At 46.7% G+C, this 21,958-nt stretch carries 13 protein-coding genes; 1 reads left to right on the top strand and 12 read right to left on the bottom strand.

The window, feature by feature from the left end; genetic code table 11:
* The 10 genes from ACYVD4_RS23800 to ACYVD4_RS23755 form a co-directional block, all read right to left on the bottom strand.
* Nucleotides 1-6,099: a hypothetical protein gene (locus tag ACYVD4_RS23800; protein ID WP_460949993.1), complete on the bottom strand. Its 6,099-nt coding sequence runs from the start codon at nt 6,097-6,099 to the stop codon at nt 1-3.
* Nucleotides 6,096-7,820 carry a hypothetical protein gene (locus ACYVD4_RS23795; protein ID WP_460949992.1) on the bottom strand — a complete coding sequence of 575 codons (1,725 nt, stop codon included), beginning with the start codon at nt 7,818-7,820 and terminating at the stop codon, nt 6,096-6,098. The genes ACYVD4_RS23800 and ACYVD4_RS23795 overlap by 4 nt, the downstream gene beginning before the upstream one ends.
* Nucleotides 7,735-8,604, bottom strand: coding sequence for a hypothetical protein (locus ACYVD4_RS23790; protein WP_460949991.1), 870 nt, complete (start codon nt 8,602-8,604; stop codon nt 7,735-7,737). Before ACYVD4_RS23790 ends, ACYVD4_RS23795 begins: the two co-directional genes overlap by 86 nt.
* Before the next feature lie 32 nt (nt 8,605-8,636).
* Entirely contained in the window at nt 8,637-9,005 is a 369-nt protein-coding gene (locus tag ACYVD4_RS23785) for a hypothetical protein (RefSeq protein WP_460949990.1), read from the bottom strand.
* Nucleotides 9,006-9,038: 33 nt separating this feature from the next.
* Nucleotides 9,039-10,280 carry an RICIN domain-containing protein gene (locus tag ACYVD4_RS23780; RefSeq protein WP_460949988.1) on the bottom strand — a complete coding sequence of 414 codons (1,242 nt, stop codon included), beginning with the start codon at nt 10,278-10,280 and terminating at the stop codon, nt 9,039-9,041.
* Nucleotides 10,281-10,332: 52 nt separating this feature from the next.
* On the bottom strand, nt 10,333-12,045 hold the full coding sequence (locus ACYVD4_RS23775; RefSeq protein ID WP_460949986.1) for a hypothetical protein: 1,713 nt from the start codon (nt 12,043-12,045) through the stop codon (nt 10,333-10,335).
* Nucleotides 12,046-12,222: 177 nt separating this feature from the next.
* The gene (locus ACYVD4_RS23770) at nt 12,223-12,594 is read right to left on the bottom strand and encodes a hypothetical protein (protein ID WP_460949984.1); all 372 of its coding nucleotides are present in this window, start codon (nt 12,592-12,594) and stop codon (nt 12,223-12,225) included.
* Nucleotides 12,595-12,655: 61 nt separating this feature from the next.
* Complete coding sequence (locus ACYVD4_RS23765) at nt 12,656-15,493, bottom strand: VWD domain-containing protein (RefSeq protein WP_460949982.1); 2,838 nt, start codon at nt 15,491-15,493, stop codon at nt 12,656-12,658.
* Between the two features lie 24 nt (nt 15,494-15,517).
* A complete protein-coding gene (locus ACYVD4_RS23760; RefSeq protein WP_460949981.1) occupies nt 15,518-16,894 on the bottom strand; it encodes a DUF5018 domain-containing protein in 1,377 nt (458 codons plus the stop codon).
* Nucleotides 16,895-16,959: 65 nt separating this feature from the next.
* Nucleotides 16,960-18,240 carry a DUF5018 domain-containing protein gene (locus tag ACYVD4_RS23755; RefSeq protein ID WP_460949979.1) on the bottom strand — a complete coding sequence of 427 codons (1,281 nt, stop codon included), beginning with the start codon at nt 18,238-18,240 and terminating at the stop codon, nt 16,960-16,962.
* Nucleotides 18,241-18,688: 448 nt separating this feature from the next.
* Here ACYVD4_RS23755 and ACYVD4_RS23750 point away from each other — a divergent pair, with 448 nt between their 5' ends.
* Nucleotides 18,689-20,665, top strand: coding sequence for a tetratricopeptide repeat-containing sensor histidine kinase (locus ACYVD4_RS23750; protein WP_460949978.1), 1,977 nt, complete (start codon nt 18,689-18,691; stop codon nt 20,663-20,665).
* A gap of 12 nt (nt 20,666-20,677) precedes the next feature.
* Here ACYVD4_RS23750 and ACYVD4_RS23745 read toward each other — a convergent pair whose 3' ends face one another.
* Both ACYVD4_RS23745 and ACYVD4_RS23740 read right to left on the bottom strand, forming a co-directional pair.
* Nucleotides 20,678-21,091, bottom strand: coding sequence for a hypothetical protein (locus ACYVD4_RS23745; protein WP_460949977.1), 414 nt, complete (start codon nt 21,089-21,091; stop codon nt 20,678-20,680).
* Nucleotides 21,092-21,112: 21 nt separating this feature from the next.
* A complete protein-coding gene (locus tag ACYVD4_RS23740) occupies nt 21,113-21,754 on the bottom strand; it encodes a response regulator (RefSeq protein WP_460949976.1) in 642 nt (213 codons plus the stop codon).
* Between the last annotated feature and the right edge of the window lie 204 nt (nt 21,755-21,958).

The following is a 21,958-nucleotide window of genomic DNA, read 5'->3' as shown; positions in this document are numbered from 1 at the left end:
TTATTTACAGCGGTTGATGGTGTAGCGTTTCTGAATAGACTGACTCTTTCCTCCTTCCCATACATCGCGATAGCTGAATGTGAGTGTGGGCGTAATGGGTACTGACCGACACAACGACGGACGGGCATCCCAATTCATTAAATCCGTAACGCGCCGACGCAAATCCTGCCCATATTGCTCACGGTTTTCGCCAATGAAACCTACCATTTTGCCGCCCCACGCTGCATATTTCTTTTCCAGTTCACCACGGATGTTATTATAGCTATCGCTGGGGCAACGATATAGGCCACCTCCACAGCCATTATCCCGGTCGCGATATTGCCTGTTTAACTCCTCCGCGAACGTAGTGGCACGGGTAAACAGCAGTTGCGTATTTTCTTTCATGGTCAGGATTCGGTCGTCAATTATTTCGCTCAGGCGCGTCACTACGTAGTTCAGATTTCGGCTATGGGCTTCGCCATAACCTACGCTATTACTCTGATTTACAGCAACATCATAATAGCGTTCGTACGACTGATTACCCCGTGGCGTTTCGGGCATCAATACACCGGTCTTGCGAAGCTCATCGGCAACGTAGCGCCATTTAGGCTGAACATCCCGGCTCAGCACGTTGTCGATCCAGCCACTCCCGCTTTCATTGACCCGAATCAGCGGATCAATAAACGTAGTGCGGTTACCTCCGTTAATAGGCATACCCGTATCGAAACCATTCAGGTCAAACGTATCGAATCCTTCCTGCCCCGTAAACGATAACCGAATGGTGTTATCACCTTCGACTGATGCCGTAGTTGTAGCCGCAACGGTGTTCATTTTCTGCGTCAACGTAGTAAACTGGCTGGTCGAAAAGGAAAAATCGTAGAGCACAAACGGTTGTGGCTGTAGTTCAAGTTGCTGCGTTGACGGGTTGCGCGATAAACTCAAACCACTCTGTCGATTGAGTTCGCTTAACTTGCCAGACACCTCCTGATTCACGCCATTTTTGGTACTCACCTGCGCCATTGCCTCCGCCGAATTAACGTAGAGATTGCCCAGGCTGGACTGTTTCACGGTTCGAGTACCAGCCAGTACACTCTGTTTTAGCTGCCTGACAAGTTGCACTGCATAGCTGGTTTTGTTGGCCAGCCTGGGCATATCGAACGATACCAGATTGCCTTCGATTCGGGCTTCAACGGTCAATACGTCATTCCCAGTCAGTACGTTCTGATCGGCTTTACTAGCCAGTGGCGACTGGTTTATGGAAGCCGTTTTGGTTAGGGCTGATTGGCTGTTACCGTTAGAACTCCCCACTTTTACTACACCAAGATTGGTAGCCAGTCCGACTCCTAACGTTTGAGGCTTAAACAGTACGTAATACTCAAACGAAGGATCGCTGGTAAGGCAACTTATTTGCTTGCGGAGCATGATAGCTCCTTTTCCATTCTCGTTCTGGAGGTAGTATTTCTGGTCGTTGAACGGGAACGTGTACGCTACGTCGTTCGGGTTGAGTGCGGCCCGGCACTCGCCCGTGGTGAAACGCGTCGTTATTTCGTCGCGAACCGGCTTTTTCGGACCTTTTGGGTCTGGATCAATAAATACTTTCCCATCTTCATACACCTCAATGGCAAACGTAACGGTCTGCTTTTTACGGGGCGCATCGAAGGCACTGGGTGAATTCCAGACGATGCTTTTTTCATTCGGGAAATAAAACTGATCGGCAGGTTGCTTCACACCATTCAACGTAACGGATGGCCGCAAATCGTAGCTGTGCGAGCGCCAGTTATCGTTTCGATCCTGATACGTAACGTCGAACTGGCGGGGGTAATTGAGTAGAATTTCCGGGTTGGTCATAATATCGACGTTTGAATCGCCATCTTTCGGCGTCACGTCGGCAATGATACGTTGCTCAAACGGGTTCGTTTTGATGGTGCAACGCTCCCCTACTTTCACGGGTAACGTAAACCCAAGCGACGCGCCCAGAAAGGTCCCTTCACCCGTCAGAAATCCTTGAAACCAGGTTGGATTAGGTAAACCAGCCCCCAATAAAGCGGCCGCTTTCAGTTCCACAATTTTCACATCACCCAGAAACGCATGAACTCCCACCGCTCCCAAAAATTCGAAATAAGCCTGTCCACTGGCATACCAGCCGTTATAGCCAATTTCGCCCCCAGTTTCTTCGCAAACAGCTCCCGGCAACTGACGGATGTTGACATCGAAACCAGCTCCAGCGCGTAGTTTGGCCCAGAAAATCAGGAATTCGACATCGGGAATACCCACCCGCAACGTAGCACCGAAGGCCATACCAGCCGCCTGTTCAAAGCCCGACGGCATTCCGTCTGGTCTCACCCCAAAACCCTTATAGCCCGCTTGCACGAACTTGTTCATGGTTTCGGGGCTGATGATATCATCGGGCGGGGGCGGAATGTCGGGAATATCGCTGTTGCCCACCATAAAGTAGCCCGTCGCCTTCGCCAACCCCTTTAATCCGGCAATTTCCACCGTATTGCGCTTGGCTGGCTCCCCTACTTTTACGTAGTACTTTTTGTTCTCAAAATCGGCCAGCGCATTCAATTGGCCATTCATCGACAGCAGCGGCAGCGTGCCTTTCACGGTGGCATCGAGCGTAAAGAGCTTTTGCGGGAAGTGGTATTGCGCATTAACCGTAGCATCCAGCATTCCTTTCTGGTCGCCATCGCTGATGAGATGCCCGAGACCATTCACCCGAACCAGTTCCAGACTGCCGTTCTTCATGGTTCCTTCGATGGTTGCGCGGGCATTTAACACAAACTGACTGGCTACCGAAAAGTACAGGGCGGCTTTCAGTCCATCGGTATCTTTGGCGGGCGTATACTCGTAATTACCCTCCGTTTTTGCCGTTTCTTCGAACTGATTGGGGTCAAATTTGGGGGGCGTCATATTGTGATAAAGTCCTCCACCAATGCCGTTGACCGTAACCGGCCCAATGTTGAACAGCCCTGTTTTGCTGACCCCGGCCAGATAAAAATACCAGTACGCAAAGTCTTTGCGGCCAAACATAGCCTGCCCTTTTATCGATGTACCACCGAACGTAGTGCCCAGCGTTCCGCGAAAGCCATTCCCCATTTTCTGGTCATCGCGGAAGAATTTCACCGAACCTTCCACTTTTACGGGGCCAAGCTGTCCGCCAACCTGCACATCTTCGAGTTCGGTACGGTCGTAACTGAACACGGGTCGACCAGCCTTTGTCTCCACCTTTGCCAGAATTGCTAATCCAATACCCGCTTTGGGCGAGAGCGGCATATCGGCCAGATCAAGACTGCCGTGGAAGTAAAAACCGGCTTTAGTTGCCCCTCCGTCGCTACGTGTCACGGGCGTAAAGGCATCGACCGTAATGGGCGAACCGCCCACACTATGCTGCGGGCTGGCAAACTTTCCGACAAAATCAGCGGCCTGCTGATACATGGCTTTTCCATCCTGATACGCTTTCGACTTCGATTCACCCATGCTCAGATAGGGTGCTTTCGATTGCACGACCAGATGTTCAATATCCATCAAATCAAGTTTAACATCCGCCAGCAACCCGCCGATTTCCGGCTTAAAGGTTATGTTGCCATTGATGTCGGCTTTGGCCAGTACGTCGCCACCCGCCACCGAAACCGAAATAACCGACGACTCTTTAATGGTCATTCCGGCTTTCCAGATCGGTACGTTAATATCGCCCGTGGGTTTTATGTTGAAGAGATATTCCAGTTTGCCCGTTGTGCCATTTGGGCTAATGGTGTTGGTATAGGCCAGCGCTGACTGTTCTTTCCCGTCGGTTATGGGCAACCCAATTTTACCTTCAGCACTGGCCTTTATAAACACGCCATCGAAGAACGTAACGCCGATGTTATCGAGCGAGAAATACCAGCCATCCAGACTGCCATCGCCATAATTAATCACCTTTTCGGCGCTCAAACTTCCCGATAAACCGAGGTGCCCGTCGATAACCATATTTTTGACGGGCATGGTCGTTTTTGCGCCGTTTTTGGTTTGAAACACACTGGGCGACGTAACGCTGAGGTTTTCCATAAAGAAACCGTGCCACGTTTTGCTACGTAGGTTCGTCAGTTTTCCATTGTCTACGCCATCTTTTTCCAGACTGGTCAGCATGGTTTCGAAACCGTCGGGATTAGTTTCGTTATCGTGATCGAACGTAGCGGAACTGAGTTTGAACGTAAAATCGTCGATACCGTCCAGTTTAAACTCGTTGGCGATGCTGGCTTTGGCCGCCCAATTGTCGAAGCCTTTGGTAGTTTTGGCACGTAGCGTTGCCATCACGGGGCTATTGTCTGCTACGTAGGTTGCCTTCGGAATTTTGTATTCGGCCACAATGTTGAGTTCGCTTGTGGCCGCGTTTCCGTTTTGGGCGTTGGGCGTATAATTGAAATAGGTGATATTCTGCGCATCGGTGCCGCCCTTGAGCGTAATACCCAGATATGGAATGGGCGTATCTTTCAACAGATACAACACACTGCTAACCTGACAATTAACACTCGGCAAACAAGCCCCTTTAATACCCAGCGGAATGCTTATTTTTTCAGTACCGCCAAATGCTTCGATCACGGTCATGGCATCGTATTGGGCCGACGTAGGCGTAAACACTACGTTGTCGATAGCCAGCGTAAACACATCGGAGCCATATCCGAGGGGCGTTTCGATACCGGCACCGTTCCGTTGCTGATTAAACAACGTACTGGCTTCGCTCGAAATCTTGTTTTTAATTTTGGTCCAGGTTCCGGTGAGCGGGTTGGCAATACGTAGCATATCGTTCGCCAAATCACCCATATCGGGCGTAGCCGCTACGTTCGGACGAAAGCCGATTCCTTCTGAACTTTGAACGGACTGAATCTGTCCGGCCAGCAAAATTCCGTCTTTATTGACCTGAATATTTTCGAACGATACCCGCAACGGCAAAAATGGGCCACTACGTCCGGTGGGCGTTAAGGTAGGCGAAAAAGCGACGGTTCCTTTGCCCGTATATTTATCGCCATTGGCCGACAATTCACTGATACTTAGTTGATAACCCTCTTTCGAACCGATGTAAATGGTTTTATCATTGGTCAGGCCCGACATCGGAGTTTTATCAATTGGAGCCGGAAATTTACAGGAACAATTGCCGCCAATGGTATTGACGGGCGGCTTCTCGTCTTTCTTTTTCTCGCTCCCCACTACTTTCTCCGAACTCGTTACGAGGTCGGCAGCGGTCGTTTTTACCGCGCCATAGGTAAACGTATTGACAGTACTGAATCCTTTGTTCTGAAAATTAGTCAAGCCTTCATACTGACCTTTGCCGCGTACCTGCACCCGCCAGGCGTATTGCTGTCCGATTTCCAGACGAGGGTCGCTGGCTTTCAGAAAATAAACCGGGTTGGCATTGGGTAGTACGATTTCGGCGAAGGGCGGCCCACTTTCGAATACGTTATAGGGATTTTGTCCAGCCCGGAGTTCGGCAATCTGCAATACGTATTCAATCCGATTGGGTTGCGCTCCGGCCGGAAACGTCCATTGAAACTGAACGGGTTGGTAAGCCGCTGTCGGCGTAATAAGCGTGTCTTTATCGACGGGTGCGGTCAGGTAAGGCGGTTCGATGTTCTGAATCGTAAAATAGGTGCATACCTGATCGGATAATTGCCGCTCACCATTTCCCTCAAACACCTTGACACACAGTTCATAATCACCTTCGGGCAGCGTGAAATTACTACCAAAAACGCCGTGCTGCAGATTGATCGAACTGGTGTTTCGGCTGGGATCGCTGGAGAACAGATTACCAATATCGGCGGCAGAGATTCGTTTCGATCCCCGCACCTGAATCGGCTGAATCTCAATACTGTTGTTCCGGTAATAACTGAGTGGGTCGGGTACGGTAATCTGCACGCCCGTGTTGCTTTTGAGCGTTCCGGTCAGCCGCACATCCGCATTTCCGGTTAGCACCAACGTAATACGCCGATTAAACTCCGTTACGTAATCGCTGAGCTGGTTGGAGTAGGGCGGATTGACCGCCAACGTAGCCTGAACCGGGTAATTCTGCGCCTGAAGCCCATAGCTCGTCAGCAGGAACGAGAGCAGGAAAAAAAGTCGGGAAAAGGAACGTAGTGAAGTCATGGCCGGGTAGAAGAAAAGATAAACGTATAGTCGACAGTACCTCGAAATTCGCTGAAGTTCCGCAAGGCGGTTCCGCCACTATCGGCACTGTAGTTCTGGTAAATAGTGAGTCCTAACCGGTGTTGTTTACTGGCCTGCATTCGGGCACCGGCGGCCACACTGGTAGCGGCCAGTTGCTCGCCAATGTTGTAGCTACCGCTGAGGTTGGTACTGAGTTTGTTGTTCAGAAAACCTTTCGATACCCCCCCATTCAGCCCGATATTACTGGTTGTCCCGTTGAGGTTGGTGAGTGCGAAATAGCTCACGCCCGCATCGAACGACAGGTTCTTTTTGTCGAACGAAAGCGCGTAACTGAGCAAGCCGTTCAGCCCGCTATATTCCGTATTAGCCTTTAAATCAGCATTCCCGCTTTTATCGACAAGCTGATTGGTACCAACAGACAGCAAAATGCTCTGGCTCCGTTCGTCGTTGAAAAAGCTCAGCCGGGGCATCACCGAAATGCTGTAATTGGCCTGATTCATCAACTGAGCCGCAGCCTGCCCCGGCGTCAGCAGGGTTTGCTTGATGCCGGGCGTCTGGTTAAACGTCGAGTAATTGACATTGGCCGACAAACCAAACTGAGCTGATGGATTATATGATACGGTAGCCATGGGCAAAAAACGTTGCGTTTGCCGAATCTTATCGGCAAACAGATTGTCGCGCTGGAGCCGAAGGTTCGCATTCACAATCAGTTTGTTACGTAGCAGATTGACCCGAGGAGCCAGCGAATACACTTCCAGATCGTTATTGACGTTATACATACCCATCGTGGTAAAACCGGGGTCGATACGTTGGTAGCCCAACCGAACACCAAACCCTTTCCCGCTATAGGCCAGACTGGAACTGGCGGCCAAAAGCCCCCGCGACGATACGTTCGGATCGACCGATTTGTAGAGTACAGTGGGTAACGTAGCGGGAACCTGGGAGGAGTCGATTTTAGCCGCGTTGATGTTTCCCGTGTACATGCTCAATGCTACGTCGGCCGTGAACAGCAGTTTCGAGTCTAAAAATGATTTGTTAATAAGGCCACCGATTACGGTATTTCCCGCCGGGCTCAGGTCATATTTTTCGTAATCGACGAGCGATTCAGCATGGTCGCGACCCTGCAATACGATCAGGTCGATAAAATCGTTGGACGGTTCGTCGGAGTTGGGTTTGCGTAGATTAATGCCTAGCCGTGCGGCATATCCCGTTCGGAGAAAAACGGAAGGAATTCCTTCGGCGGTCGACGTAGCGCGGTTGAATCGGCCCATGATAAATCCGGCACGTAGCAGTCCTTTCTGCACTTCCAGCCCTCCGCCCAGCAGTGTAAAGCCGTTGAGCGTATAGTCCGAAAAACGCAGGTTTCTGTAGCCTGCGTGCAGCGTAAAGCCTTTGTAGGTCGGGCTCATGCCAAACTGGTTGAACGGCTGCGAAAACGACGTCTGCCGATTGGAGTAGGCCACCGAAAACGGCAAACTGATGCCGTTGAAAAACTTGAGCGTTACGTTGCCCGCCAGCGCATAGCCGAACGGATTGGCCCGATAGAGCGGACTTTGACTCCCGCTACTGTAATAGCTCCGCAATCCAACGCTCCCCTCGACCTGCACCGGATTTTTAGCCGAAAGCTGGCCAATATCCTGCGCCTGACCATTGAAGCCACAGACCGACAGAAACACGACAAGTGCGTATAGTTTGTTCATGAGTTGGTTCGGGTTGGTTGAGCGCGATTAGACCGAAAATGCCAGCCCAGACCGATCCGAAGGATATAAGCTGAGTGGATAAACTGCGCCATTCGTATTTAGAGTTATTCAGCGGAAAAGCTGTAAAAACCTGTACGGTCGACCGAAAACGATAGCCCCCAAAACTCGTCGTCAGCGCTGGCTCGACCCAGACATTAATTTTACTACCAAGATTGTCAAACATGTCTAGCATGGAAGATTCAACAGACGTAGCAGCGGCCGAGGTATGCGGCAGCAACGTACCATAGCCAACGCCATTCAGTTTTGCCGATAGAGCGAAGCTGGCTTTCGGTTGCCGATAACCGATGGCTGGCTGGATGAACACGTTGGTGTTTTGCACTGTAAACGGGGCATCATCTAGCGATGAAATTCCTGTACTGGGATCATACGTCCCTATTTTGTAATTCTTCCAGTACACCCAGCCTCCACCTACGCCAGCATATAGCTCATAAATCAGATTGGGATCACTTGAAGCTGATCTAAAATAGCCAGCCCCAACCTCCATGCGCCGATGTCGGGTTGTGCCTGTAGCCTTCATAAACTCTGTTCCGCTGGCATACTGGATATTGGCCAGTACGCCCACGTGTTGACTCACCGCCAGAGCCCCCTGCAAATAACTACTGCTTAGTTCCAGCCTGGCATCGCCCCGCTGCCGAAACAACGGTACGTTCTGATTCGCAGGCGAGTAAGCGCCAAAACTGCACGAAAGCAGAAGAGGTGCAAATAGAAAAACTACGTATTTCATGATGTGGAATAGTTAGGTGTTCATCAGAATCTTCACCCTCCCAAACTGTATAAAAAGGCTAATAGGATAATGCTTAATGATATACCCAGGCCAGCCGCTGCCAGTCCTTTCCTTTGGCCCTTACTCCTTATAATTCGTACAACTGCTATAACTCCTAACACAAAACCTAATACGCCCAAAACGGTAAGTAGGATCGAAGACTTACTAAAGAATCCCAAACCGGGAGCCACTAGCGACCAGACAGCCGTGGCTTCCGGTTTCTGTTTTTTCGTGCTGACTCTATTGAGTGGCACAATAGAATCAGCACAAACTTCAACGCTGGAATAACTGGCTGCTGCCAGAATCGGCGCACTATTTAGGCTACTCGCAGCCAGAAATAGCAGAAATAGTAGACGCTTCATGATGATGGGAAGCTAAAAGCAACGACCAACGAGTTACTGACTGGTGTTGGTAGCCCAGATTGGTTTGTTCCGACTGTCGTAAATAACCAGATTCCCATCGTTTTGCAGCAGCATGTATTCACCCCGCCCGTCGGTATTGGAGGCCCAGATGGGTTTATCGTTATAGCCGTAGATTACCAGGTTGCCATCGTCCTGGAATTTGTATTCCTTCACGGCCTTCCCGTTGGTGTTCGATGCCCATATTGATTTCCGGCCTCCCGCCAGCCGATACAGAACCATGTTACCATCATCCTGAAACGCAAGCTGAAACCGCCCATCTTTCGAATCCATATTACTTCCACGCGCAAATGTCATGTTCCGACGGAAAGAGCGATGTACCATTCGCGGGTCGGAAGTGGCCGGAGGGGCTTCAATACGGGCAGTATTCGAGCCCTGAGTATTGGTGGCCCAGATTGGCTTTTCGGCATTGTCGTAAATAACCACATTACCGTCATTCTGTATAGACAAATATGCCCCGCGCCCGTCGGTTCCAGAAGCCCAGACAGCTTTGTCATTTATATCATATAGCACAAAATTTCCGTCGTCTTGAAATAGGCCATATTTCACCTGACGATTAGCTGTGTTCGTAGACCAGATTGCTTTTCTGTCGCCGTTCAGATAACTATATAAAAACAGATTTCCATCGTTCAACAAGGCCAGTTGATACTGCCTATTGGGAGAATAAGCTCCTTTTTGAAGAAGCATATACGTTCCTTTCCGAATGCGTTTTTCGGTTGCTGGTGGTGCTTCGACCCGTGACGTCTGGGTTTGAGCGGTGCCCGTTTTTTCCATCCACCACTTCTGATAATTACCACCATTACGGCTCATCAGATAAACCTGACTTTCGTTGGCATCGAGTTGTTTGTCGTTTATCATCGACGTAATCCAGTACGTATCAGGCTCGCCCGTGGGCTCCAGTTTCCAGGTTTGCGACGTCAGACCACCAAACGTAGCCAACACAACCTGATCGGCTTTCACCTCCAGCGCCTTTGTTGTATTGCCGTTACGTATCGAATACGTAGCACGGCCTTGCACCTGCACATCGGTCCGCTGAACGAGCCAATTCTGATACGAGGTTCTATCGCGCGGAGACAGATAAAATCCGGCCTCATTAGCCCCCAAAAGCTTCCCCGTTGCTACCGATCTGAAGGTGTAGCCGCCGGTTGGAATCTGGCTATATGTGGGTAAAAAGCTCAGTAATAGCAGTGTAAAAAGTAATGTGATTGTCTGTTTCATCGGATTTATTAAAATCGTTTCGACCAATGATAAATGCCAATAGAAATTTTACTTAAGGAGCGTATGTATACTTCTGCACATCCGAGTAATACGTACCCTGATCGGTGGTGGCATATACCCGAACGTAGTATGTTGGCTGGGCTACGGATAAATTCGGCGTAGGGACAACAACCGATATATTGTCGGAAATTGTCTTTCCGCCAAAGAGTGATCGATCTGTAAGGGTTGTTTTAGAATCACCTATTGTAGGCGTCTGATTGGTTGTACTATAGCAGGTTCCATAGGCAGTGATAGTTGTATTACCTTCCACAATGCTGCTTGACGAGGTGAACTCCAAATACGTATTTCTAACAACACCTGCTGTTTTTGTTACGTATTTATAATTATTAGTCAGATAAGGATAAATCTGAACCTTCGGCACGACCACCTCCTTCGTTTTTACGGTATTTACTTCGCTATAAGCCACGCCCACATTCGTAACGGCGTAGGCTCGAAGGTAATACGTAGTGTTGGGGGTCAGGTTGTTCAAATATAAACTACCGTTACCGCTGCCCTGTACCTTCGAATCAGCAATAGTGGGGTTTTGATTGGTGGTGCTATAGCAAACTCCGGTTTCGGAAATAGTAGCCCCGCTCGAATTGGTTACGCTGAAATACGGATTGTAGTAAGTGGCACCAATAATTCCGCTTGGGTTTGACGGTTTTGTGAGAACAGGCAACGGCATGTCCACCGTTTTAAACGTTTTTACATCGCCATACGTAGTGCCCACTGCATTACGGGCGTAGGCTCGAACGTAGTACGTAGTGCCGGGTTGCAGGCCGGTCAGATTACTGGCAAAATCTTTGGGCGTACCGGTGGCTCCTAACTCGGTTTTACTGTCATTGTCTTTGGGGTCGTTGTTTGTACTGCTCCAGAAATGGCCATACTGCGTAACGGCTTGCGTTCCGCCCGAGCTGATGGTTCCCGTAGCCCGCGCCGAGTTTATCGTAATATTATCTACACCCTGCGTAGTAATAGTCGGCGATTGTTCACTGGCCGTTTTTACGGTTTTCACCTCGCTATAACCAGTTCCGGCAGCGTTGGTTGCGTAGGCCCGAACGTAATACGTAGTACCTGCTTTCAGGCCACCGAACGTACTTTTAAAATCCTTAGGTACAACATTCGAAGCGCCCATCTCCGTCTTCGTATCGGCCGTTGTTGGTGTCTGATTCGTGGCCGACAGTACGTGTCCATACTGCGTTACGTCGCTGGTACCCAGACCGGTCAATTTTCCGGTGATGGTAAACGTAGTGGCGGTCAGGTCGGCGGCATCGTTGGTTGTTACGTCGGGGCCTTTCAGGTTATCGGTCGTGAATTTCGCCGGGTCACTATAAGCAACTCCGCCAGTGTATTCTACGTACGCCCGAACGTAGTAGGTCGTGTTGGCGGCCAGATTGGTCAGATCGGCTATAATATCGAGCGTAGCCGATGTTTTTGTGCCCACCGCAATTTTTGAATCGGCAGTAGTCGGGTTTTCTTTCAACGAATAACAAATGCCGTAAGCATTAACAAGGCTGTTTCCATCCGTACCCGCTCCCACACTTTTAAGTGGACAAGTAGCCTTAGCTGAGTTAATTTTAATTTCAGACAACACTACAGTACCCAACGTAGGGGGCTGAGTTGCCGGTTGAGGGTTGTCTTTGGGTTTAGGACAGCCCGTACAGATGAACAGGCAGACCATCGCGCACCCAAACAAGCGCATGAATGATGTAGATAGGGAAAACATAAAATCAGATGTTTATTTTCTTTTCTATAGAGTTAATCCCGTTGAAAGCAACTAACGGTTATCTATATACGTAATTTAAATTAGGTTTATTAGCTATTGCCATCGTCAATCAATCAGGTGTCCTTTTTTATCGAGACTGACAATGACAACAAGCCCTGCATTGGTTGAAATCAGTAGCTAGCCATTCGATTGTACCTGAGCCTGATACGTTTCGCGCCCACCGCCCCAGCTATTGAGAATAATAGTAATGGTGACGCTACTGAGATCAATTTCAATTCCGGTATTATCCTTATCGCCCATAAACTGATTCCGGTAGCTAAATAGCTGCTGGTAATTGCCGGAGAGTTTATTACTGGCATAACGTAACACACACTTGGCGTAAGACGTAAATCGGTTTCCGCAATTCTTAACCGTCGTAATCTCGGCTTCAATTCGACCGCCCGATATGTATTGACGGAGTTCGGGCAGAATCTGAGCATTTGCCTGATACGTAAGCACTAGTAAACACAGGCAGAACAGGTTGGATAAAAGAAGATTTGACTTTTTCATGATCATGTAGATAGAAGTTGCCTACTCTATTGCAGGTTTTCGGCGTCGCCTGTTTGATAATTTATTTTACCACAATGGGCACAAACGTACTGACCTGATTGGGCGGACTGGCAAAACCCAACTGCCCGGCCAGATTGTCGCCCGTTGCCCAAAGCGTATTATCGGTCTTGATAATGAACGTACTGGCTTCGTTTCCGCCCCCCGTTGCTACGTAGCTCACCCCGCTCATAACCTGACCAAATGTGTTTCGGTCGGTTTGGTTACCATTACCAAACTGACCGACCTTATTACCTCCTGTTGCCCAGAGCGTATTATCAGTTTTCAGAATTAGCGAGTGATGATTACCGGCAGCTACGGCACGTACATTGTCGGCCGCTTTTGTGAATTGATACACCGTTGCACCGATGCCGACCGTACCCAGTCCTAACTGCCCCACCGAATTGTTGCCACTTACCCAGAGCGTATTGTCGGTTTTAAGTACCAGACTATGTTGATTCCCAGAAGCTATGGCCTGTACATTGTCCATGAGTTTACCGGGAGTCAGAAAATATTCCGTGCTTTGGGGCATACCGAAGGTTCCCCAGAGTTTAGCTCCCATTCCCCAGAGCGTATTATCGGTTTTAAGGATCAGCGTAGTGTAGCTTCCAGCAGCTACCGCCTTCACATTATCTGTAATCCGAACGGGGCTGAATCGGCTTGCTTTTGTTCCATCGCCCAATCGCCCATCGTTTTGTCCAAACGCCCAAAGCGAGTTATCCGTTTTGATGACAAAGCTGTTATAATCACCGACTGCCAGTGCCTGTCCATCATTCATAATTTTTACGGCGGTCAGTACACTATTGCCATCCGTGGATCCGTTGCCAACCTGCCCTTCCGAATTGTAGCCAGCGGCCCAAACCGTGTTGTCGTTTTTCAGGAAAAGCATGTGGCTGGCGTCATGGCCACTTGCAATATCCTTGATATCCGACATGATCTGAATAAATCCTTTACTCGATTCGACTTCGTGATAATTCTTTCCAATGCCGAACATGCCCTTATTGCTCCAGCCAGCCGCCCAGAGTGTACCGTCTGGTTTAAGCAGGAACGTACTGGTATTCAAATACGTAATGCGCTTTACACTAATGGCTTCGGATATAACTGGCAGCGGAATACCAGCCGGGCGCGTATCGAAGGTTTGCCCCCAGAGCGATGAACTGGCCAGAGAGGCATCGCCCGTAAGTGCTACGTCCATAATACAACCACTCAAAAACGGTTCGCTGGTTACGCCAGCCGCGCGGCAAATGGCTTCTGCTTTGGATTTCTGGTCAGACGTCAACGTAACAGGTTCTTTCGGGAAATCTTTTTTGGTATACGTATCGATATTTTTGCCCGCATCGTAATAAAAGAGCGAATTGGCCTGTGTAATTCGCCAGCTATCGGCAAACGTCGGGTACATTTCCTCGAACTTAAGCGACGCCTGACCACTCAATACCTTGCCGTTACGTACCTGCACGTCGTTGTCTTTGTTGCCATCGTAATTACCCATCAGGCCAAAGACTTTATCTTTACGGCTATCGCTGAGGTACAGGCTATAATCGAGCAAGTAAGAACCATGGAATCGTACTTTCACCAGATCGCCGTTTTTATGGCGAACATTCAGTACGTCGTAGCCGCTATCTTTTGTTTTGCTGATAGCCGCCCCCCCGGCCAATGTCAAGCTGGTTAACGTAGTTAAATCTTTTGATTGGTTATTGATAAAAAGCCGGTCGGGTTTTACGGTAACGCATACTACGTCGGTGCCAGTCTGGATAGCAACAGCCGTGTTCATCGTTGCGGTTTCGGAGTTATTGACGCTCTCTTGTCGTACCTGTACTTCAAAATTATCCGAAGTTGATTTAAGGGCTATAAACTCACCATGCCCCTGAAAATCATAGCGTAACCCATCGAGCGAAGTGAGGTGCGGATCGCCAGTAGAATGAGCGGGGTCATCAGGATCGCACAATCCTTTTGGTCCCTGAATGGCATTAGAAATAGCCTGAGGAATAACTCCTGTAGCAAAATTGGCTAAGTTTCCCGCCTGACCAACTCCCTGCATAAGTCCAACCAATGATTCGGCATAGCTAGTGGCCGAACCAATCACATCATTCGCAGACATACAAGTAACCAATGGCTGACCATCTTGAAAATTTTTAAGAGCATCATATACTCCCTTACAGTTATTGTACGTGTTATATGCAGTTAGGGGAACCAAGGCAAGCCCAACTCCACCTGCCCCTATTTCGCCAGCCAGTGCTCCTGCTCCCATTACACAACCGAACACATTTGCCGCTACCGCAGCATATTCAGCCGCAGTCACACTTCTCTTTCGCGTACCACTAGCTAAACGGCCACCTCTCAACCCGTTCGCTGATAATTTCTTTAATGCGTCGACTGATAAAAAAGCATTATCGTCAATAGCAATTTTGCTTTTTTTCAGTAGCTCTTTCCCTATTGCATATTCTGTTATGGTTACTGAAAATGTCTTGCTAACTCGGTCAAAATTGGAGATTGTCAACAGGTGGCCCGTTGAGGTGCGAACGCTTTTGGGCGTATGGTCAGAATCTAATTCATAGATCAGCCAAATCTGTTTCGCAGGATTCACACACAGTATGTAGCGAATATCAACCAAATCACCGGCCGAATCTTTGTTGCCAAAAGCTGCTAATTGCCTATTCTGATCAGGATCATTTATGAGTAGTCCTAAATCCCGTTTAGTATCCGTGACCCAGGCTATCATGTTCACTTTGGGTATCTCAGTGCCCGTCACAGGAGTAACAGGCGTTACTGGTGTAGTGGTATCCTCCGGTGCTTTCTTACAACCCAGCAAAAACACCCAGAACAATAACGTCAGGAGAGTTGACAGACGAAAAATCGATTTCATAATGGGTGGACATTAAGGTGTTTATTACTGACAATTTGCGTAGGTATAGGTGTACGTAAACGTATCGTTTGGCCGGTTCGAATACGTCCAGACGTAAGACGAAATCAAGCCGTTGGCGTTGGTTTTGATGGAGGCTCTGCTTGTTATTTTTTCCGATGTACCGTTGGTGAAATACGTAGTATCGTCCTGGCCTGTCTGAACGTATTTTGATTGAGCACCCGGACCGGTGTAGGCGGCCGTACCAGCTTTATCTAAGGGCGGAAAACCTTTAAATCCTAATGGATTCACCACCGCATCCGGTGTACCAAAATAGGTAGTAACGCTCCCTTTATCCACTAAAGCCGACGGACCATAATACCGATTCGGGATCGTGCTGTATTGATAGGTTTTATCGGAGGTCAGTACACCGGCTGCGTTGGTAGCCTGATAGCCGGCCAATTGCCCGTCAGCATCGAAGGTATATTTTGCGGTGTATTTGTCGTACGTTGTCGAATAGCCAACAACCTGACCTTTATCGTTCACAACATACGGACCCAGATTATTCACGGCGTATTTGGTCAGTACACCATCCTTGAACGTGAGTGTTCGGGTAAAACCACTACCTATACCAACGTATTGAACAGTTTTCTTCGACAAGTCTAGCCCAGTTGCCGATTCGTATTCGTAAGAAGTCGTTTCCAGCGTATTAGAAGCTGGTTGTGATGGGTATTTCAAATCGTCTGTCTTCTGCACCAGTCTGGCGTTCTGGTAGGCGTAGCTCACTTTCCGGGTAAAATTGCTGACTGCCGACGACGCCCCCGATAAGACCTGATCAATCTGAGTCAGAAAACCATCGGCATCGTATGAATATGTCGTTGTCTCTATCCCGGGGTCATCGGATGACTTTATTACCCGTTTCGTCAGTCGTTTAGTAGCATCATGGTCAAACGTTATGTCCCACTGGCGTTTAGTGCCTCCGCTACCCAACATATCTTCATAACGCAGAGTGGCTAGTATACAACCCGATGATACGTTTGTGTTCGTTGCCGCCTTTATAACGGTAGCCGTATACGCCTGCGTGGTTCCATCTTCAGCCGTAACAGTGTATGTAACCGCTTTCGAAAAATCCTGCGCGACGCCCGACGCGGGTGATACAGTGGCTTTGTCCGATGCCGTAATAGTCGGCACTAATTTCGTTACGTCGGTACCCGAGGCTACGGTAGCTGAAATGGTGTTGCCACTGATGGCTCCGGTTACGGCTGGCGTGAGCGTACTAAAGGCAAAGCCCGTAATGGCTTTAGCGGAACTTTTGGTGGTTGTAGTGCCACTACCTGGCGTAGGAGCAGGATCTTTTTTGCAGGAAATAGCTAGTACCAGGATCAGACAGAACAGCGTGGACAGAAGAGAAAATGAGGGTTTCATAGCAGCTTGTTATCAGAAAAGAATGGCTACTCTATCAGGCTTTCGAGAGGGCTCGTTTTATGTTATCAATTGGCGCTCAATTGATAAAAGCCAGCCCCATTTACAGAAAAGAAGTAGATTGATTTTCCATCCGAAACGTTCAGGTAGGCCGGATTAACAACTTGAGATGGGGATTTAATAGTTGCCCATTTATCAGTATCGGTATCATAGACGAAGGTTTCAGAATACCCTTGAGCGTACAATTTTTTCCCAATTACAAATACCGCAGCAGGTACTTCTTTCGCCACTGGCGAAGGAGCTTTACTCGTCCATTTCTTACCTACATAATCAAATTCGGCAAGTTCAAAATTAGCGAGAGCTTTGCCATCTTTATCTGAAGTACCTAAGAAGAGCAATTTTCCATTAGAAGCTCTCATAAACAAGCCTTTATCGCTATTAGAGCTAAGGCGGGCGCTGCCGGGATAAGTATCTATTTTAAAGCTAGACAATACATTCTTATCCAGATCCAATACACCCCAGCCACCACTATTTGAATAGTAATAAAGCTTGCCAGCATCATATGAGTACTGGGCTACACTGTTGGCATTACCCAGCACTCCTAACGTAGTAAAGACCGCAGGCTCCCTAGTAAAATCGCACTCACTAATTGTATTTTTAGAATCACCACTAAAGCCAACGCCTACATAACTTTTTCCGGTATGAGTAAATGATAACTCAATTCGATTTCTTCTATTCAACGAAATATCATTTTTCTTCGCCCACTTGTCCGTAGCAGGATCATATTCGTATAAGCGATCTAACGTAGTACCCGAATTAGTTTTCGAGTATGCCAGTAAATAAATCTTACCATTATTGGCTATCAATGCGCCATCGTTTGCCAAATAACTTCCAATATCAGGGTTGCTAATAAGTGCTTTGGACGACATAGTAAACGTACCTGCACTTACCACCGGCGTACTGACTACCACACTGGCCGTATACGCCTGCGTCGTTCCATCTTCGGCCGTCACGGTATACGTAACCGCTTTCGAAAAATCCTGTGCTACGCCCGAAGCTGGCGATACGGTCGCTTTGTCGGATACCGTAATAGTGGGCACGAGTTTCGTTACGTCGGTGCCGGATGCAACGGTGGCCGAAATGGTTTTGGCCGTGGCGTCAATCGTGGCCGTTACGGCGGGATTCAAGCCATTGAAGGCAAAAGCGGTGATGGCTTTGGCCGAGCTTTTGGTGGTGGTACCGGGTGTTGTTCCTCCGCCAGGTGTTGGTGGCGGGTCGCTTTTGCAGGAAATAGCCCATACAACTAGTAAACAAAGAAGGGAGGATAGAAGTGAGTTTGAGCGTTTCATAAGTACCTTTTTTAATTTAGATTATACCTGTACAGCATAGAAAATGGCAGAGACAACAATAGATTCGTTACAAAGTGGGTTGTACCCTCTTTCATTTCCACCGAAAATCAGTGATCAACTCTTAAAGTTGTACTAGCTGCCCATTTCGATACTATCCACTAAGGGTGAATAGCTGACTTTTCTGGGTGAGCAACCTGTTTTTTTGGGTAACCAATAAACTTGAGTATATGCATAGCCAGAAAGTACTGACAAATTGCGCTATAAGACGAATAGCGTTTTGAGTAATGTATGACACGTCAAAGGTCGATACAGGCCTACTAAGCCAAAATCCTTGACTATAATGATTTTATATCCTCAAATTCTAGGATATTATAGTTACTACGTACCTAAAGAGTGCTAATTGGAAATAAAAAACGACGTAGTAAGTTTGTCGTATCACCACCGTACCATGAAAAAACTGCTACTGCTCTTCTGCCTACTTACTCAGATAGGTTTTGCACAAACAACCCAGATTGATAGCCTAAAAGGAGTGCTGGCAAAACTGGATAAACAACCTATCAGCCGGAATACCGATTCAGATACCTATATGTGTATTTACAAATTGATGGAGGAGTATGCTAACAGGCAAGTCGATTCGGCACTAATGTATAATGCCCGATTAGTTCAAATTTGCCAACGCCAGAACTATCAACAATCAGTGATAGATGTTTATGTTTATGCTGGTTATTTAAATAGGATAAAAGGAAGTGATTTTGAAGGAATTAGTCAACTATACAAAGCTTTAGTAATTGCTGAACGGAAGAAATTATACCCAAAAATCGCCTATATCTATTATTCACTCGGCCATTCTTATTATAATCTCAACCAGTATACGCAATCGATGAATTTTTGTAAAAAGGGACTCGCTTTGTTGAAAAAGTATCATGACCCGATTACAGAAATGGAAATTCTGAATATCTACGGAGCTAATTATCGAAGAAAGAAAGACTACCCCTTAACACTTGAACAATACCAGCGATTTTATAAAATTGCCCAACAAGTAAAAGAAACCTGGTACGAAGCCGAAGGTCTTCATGAAATAGGCTGGACGTATCAGGCCATGCATCAATTCAAAAAAGCCTACGATCATTATCAACAAGCTCTCAAACTAGCCCGAAGTACTGGAAGCTTTGATTTAGAAGCGAGTATTTTACTAAATCTGGCTGGTTTGCTTATGGCTGAAGAAAAATGGCTGCAAGCGCAGCAGTACTGCCTGCATCTCCAGAAACGGAGTTCTCGCATAAAAAATACGAGTGTCTTACTTGACGCACATAACAAGCTATATATTATTTATAAAAAACTAGGCAGGCATAGAGAATCGCTACGTACATACGAACAATATAACGTACTAAAAGACAGCCTTAATCGAGAAACAAATGAAAAACGTATTGAAGCACTCCAAGCACAATATGAAAATAGCCAAAAAGAGAGTCAATTAAAACAACAACAGGTTTTGCTCCTGTCTCAGCAAAATAAAAATCAAGAATTATCTCAGGCCCGAAATATGCTTTTCGCTGGCTTGTTGGGCATATTACTGATTTCGGGCCTTTTATTCTGGAATAACAGACGATTAAAAGGTAAAAATCAGCAAATTATCCAACAGGCTATTCTGCTGGAAAATGCCAGAAAACAATTATCTGACTGGAATCAATCTTTAGAATCACGAGTGGAAGAACGGACAAAGGAACTATCAGAAGCCAATGATGAATTAATTCGTAAAAACCACGAAATAAAGGAAGCTCTTTTTCAAGGACAAGCCATTGAACGTAAACGTGTTGCTATTGAATTACACGATAATTTAAGCAGTCTGTTGAGTGCCCTGAATATGAGCATTCAGGGAATTGATCCTAGAGGATTAACGAGTAAAGAGCAAGTAATTTATCAAAATATTCGACAAATGATGGGTAATGCTTATGCTGAAGTACGTAATATATCACATAATATTTTACCTATAGAACTTATGCAAGGTGGATTAAATAAAGCAATGGAAAGTTTAATAACCCGATTAAATGAAAATACGAAAATTCATTTTCATTTACGAACAAACTTACTCAATGATAGGCTGCCAGCCGAAATTGAATTTAATATTTACAGTATTACATTAGAATTAATCAATAATATTATTAAACATGCCAATGCTTCTAACGCTATAATACAGTTAGAACAGCGTCAGGAAGAAATAGATTTAATTGTTGTAGATAATGGTCACGGAATAAACAATAACACTTTTCATAAAGGTATAGGCATGCAAAATATCCAAAGCCGCCTTGATGCATTGGGAGGAGCGATGAAGATCGGAACTACTCTAATGGGCGGAACTTCAATAACTATTACTATTCCTTTTGAGGCAATAGTGGCATCAATCCGAAATAGTAATAGTATTTAAAATAAAATTGTTTTACGCGAATTTATACTCTATAATCTCAATAATTTTATCATCATAAATAGTTTTCGTAGAAAATTTCAAGAAATCATCACCCGGCTTTCCTCCTCCCCCTTTAGGTGCTCCTCCAACAACTATATCTGGTTGGGGATTTGGCCCAATCTCATATATTGTTTCACTATACCGACCCGTACCCTTCTTCAACATATTAATAATTTCATCAGAATAAGAAACAAATATATTAGCGCATTGTATCAGTTTATCCCCGACCTTTATCTGTACAATTTCCTGGCTAATTATATCTTCTGAATTCACTTTAAATAAATCTCCTTGAGGTGATAACTTGAAAAGGAAATTATTTTTTTCATCCAGCTCAGTAAAGCCCAAGACTTGAATATACTTTTGTGTTTTTTCGGGCAATTTCGACATAAAAATTTATGGATTTATAAGTTAAACAAGTTGATATTTAAGAGCATATTTAACCAGACCAATCGTTGATTGAACGCCTAATTTTTGCATCAAATGTTTGCGATGGGTTTCAACGGTGGTGGGGCTAATAAATAATTTTTCGGCAATCTGCGTACCTGAATATTCCTGAGCAATTAGCTTCAGGACATCCAGTTCTCGCTGAGTAATGCTTATTTTCTGCGGTTGGTCTGTAGTAGGTAACAGCTCTACGTTTTTGTCTTTCGCCAGTTGCATAAGCACCTGTTCGCTGTAAAACTTATGGCCTTTGGCAATCATGAACAGGGCTGTTTCCAGTTCACTACGTTCCGCACTTTTCAATACGTATCCATCAGCACCGGCCCGCAACGCTTCTTTGATAGCTTCTGGCTGATCGGCTACGGTCAGCAGGCAAATTTTTACATGAGGAAAACGCTCACGAAGCTGAAGCGTCAATTCAATACCACCCATAATGGGCATTTGAAGATCAGATACAATCAGATCTATAGTAGACTCTATTTCCAACGCGGTCAGCACCTGTTTTCCATTCGTATGCTTCGACATTACCTCTACACCGTCAATACTTGACAGTAACATAGCCAGACTGTCGAGCAGAATTCGGTGATCTTCGGCAACAAGAATACGCATAGTTGAAGAAATTGGGAAACTCGCTAGTAATCTGAAAAATAAATCATCTAAAACCTAATTTAGCTCTTACATAGCCAGCACAGCCAACAACAAAGCAAATCAGTACGCAAAATTCGTAGCTTTCTGTCCACCAGCCTATCCTCAGATCATAGGTTTTATCATCCTTGAATTCAAGGATATTCGTATTGACGATCTTCTCTAAAA

It is taken from the genome of Spirosoma daeguense (genome assembly GCF_054776875.1).
Note: the sequence above shows the minus strand (reverse complement) of the source record. Positions and strands in the feature narration are given on the sequence as shown.

Coding starts and splice junctions, on each gene's coding strand:
- ACYVD4_RS23800 (WP_460949993.1), bottom strand. CDS start 6,099: ATGACTTCACTACGTTCCTTTTCCCGACTTTTTTTCCTGCTCTCGTTC.
- ACYVD4_RS23795 (WP_460949992.1), bottom strand. CDS start 7,820: ATGAACAAACTATACGCACTTGTCGTGTTTCTGTCGGTCTGTGGCTTC.
- ACYVD4_RS23790 (WP_460949991.1), bottom strand. CDS start 8,604: ATGAAATACGTAGTTTTTCTATTTGCACCTCTTCTGCTTTCGTGCAGT.
- ACYVD4_RS23785 (WP_460949990.1), bottom strand. CDS start 9,005: ATGAAGCGTCTACTATTTCTGCTATTTCTGGCTGCGAGTAGCCTAAAT.
- ACYVD4_RS23780 (WP_460949988.1), bottom strand. CDS start 10,280: ATGAAACAGACAATCACATTACTTTTTACACTGCTATTACTGAGCTTT.
- ACYVD4_RS23775 (WP_460949986.1), bottom strand. CDS start 12,045: ATGTTTTCCCTATCTACATCATTCATGCGCTTGTTTGGGTGCGCGATG.
- ACYVD4_RS23770 (WP_460949984.1), bottom strand. CDS start 12,594: ATGAAAAAGTCAAATCTTCTTTTATCCAACCTGTTCTGCCTGTGTTTA.
- ACYVD4_RS23765 (WP_460949982.1), bottom strand. CDS start 15,493: ATGAAATCGATTTTTCGTCTGTCAACTCTCCTGACGTTATTGTTCTGG.
- ACYVD4_RS23760 (WP_460949981.1), bottom strand. CDS start 16,894: ATGAAACCCTCATTTTCTCTTCTGTCCACGCTGTTCTGTCTGATCCTG.
- ACYVD4_RS23755 (WP_460949979.1), bottom strand. CDS start 18,240: ATGAAACGCTCAAACTCACTTCTATCCTCCCTTCTTTGTTTACTAGTT.
- ACYVD4_RS23750 (WP_460949978.1), top strand. CDS start 18,689: ATGAAAAAACTGCTACTGCTCTTCTGCCTACTTACTCAGATAGGTTTT.
- ACYVD4_RS23745 (WP_460949977.1), bottom strand. CDS start 21,091: ATGTCGAAATTGCCCGAAAAAACACAAAAGTATATTCAAGTCTTGGGC.
- ACYVD4_RS23740 (WP_460949976.1), bottom strand. CDS start 21,754: ATGCGTATTCTTGTTGCCGAAGATCACCGAATTCTGCTCGACAGTCTG.